At 62.9% G+C, this 807-nt stretch carries 3 protein-coding genes; all 3 read left to right on the forward strand.

Translation table 11 applies throughout. From position 1 onward, the window contains the following. Positions 1–235: MlaC/ttg2D family ABC transporter substrate-binding protein (locus tag AC1D1X_RS24705; protein ID WP_477699541.1), on the forward strand; the 235-nt coding region annotated here is incomplete at its 5' end. Positions 236–248: 13 nt separating this feature from the next. After that, on the forward strand, positions 249–530 hold the full coding sequence (locus tag AC1D1X_RS24710) for an STAS domain-containing protein (RefSeq protein ID WP_477669872.1): 282 nt from the start codon (positions 249–251) through the stop codon (positions 528–530). A gap of 100 nt (positions 531–630) precedes the next feature. Continuing rightward, positions 631–807: ATP-binding cassette domain-containing protein (locus AC1D1X_RS24715; protein WP_477699542.1), on the forward strand; the 177-nt coding region annotated here is incomplete at its 3' end.

Here is an 807-nt window from a genome sequence, read left to right on the forward strand (position 1 = left end):
CACCGAAGTTCTGGGCCGGGGCGATCCAATCCAGCTGGATTACCGCATGGAAAAAACCGCTACGGGCTGGAAGATCTATGACCTCAACGTGCTGGGCGTCTGGCTGGTGGAAACCTACCGTACCCAGTTCGCCCAGGAAATCAGCGCCAAGGGCGTCGATGGCCTGATCGCTTCCCTGGTTCAGCGCAACCAGTCCAACACCGGCGCAGGCGCAGCTGTTGCCAAGAAGCCCTGAGCAGGCATCGCCAGTGCTGACGCTTCCTTCTGTCCTCACGCATGCCGAGGCTGCCGGGTTTGCTCTCGGCCTCAAGCAGGCCGTGCTGTCCCAGCCGGCCGGCGTGGTGGCCGATGCAGGCGCGCTGAAGGAGTTTGACTCCTCCGCGCTGGCGGTGCTGCTGGAATGCCGGCGTGAAGCGCTGGCTGCCGGCAAGGCGTTTTCGGTGGCCGGCTTGCCGGCTCGCCTGCGTCAGTTGGCAGGCCTGTATGGCGTGGCAGAGCTGATTCCCGCCGCTGCCGCCCCGGCGGCCTGAGACGCCGCTTTCGGGTTTCTTCGCCCATCGGGGTCCTGACGCAGGGCATTCAGCCGCCGACCCGGATAAAAACAGCATCCGCCCTTAAAATGGCGGGCTCATGCCAGCGATCTCATTTCAGTCCGTCTCCAAAACCTACTCATCCACGCGAAATCAGACGGGGCCTGCTGTCAAGGCGCTGGACGACGTCAGTTTTGATATCCGGCAAGGTGAATTTTTTGGCTTGCTGGGCCCTAACGGCGCCGGCAAAACCTCTCTCATCAGCATACTCGCCGGC

It is taken from the genome of Polaromonas sp. P1_G4 (genome assembly GCF_056405475.1).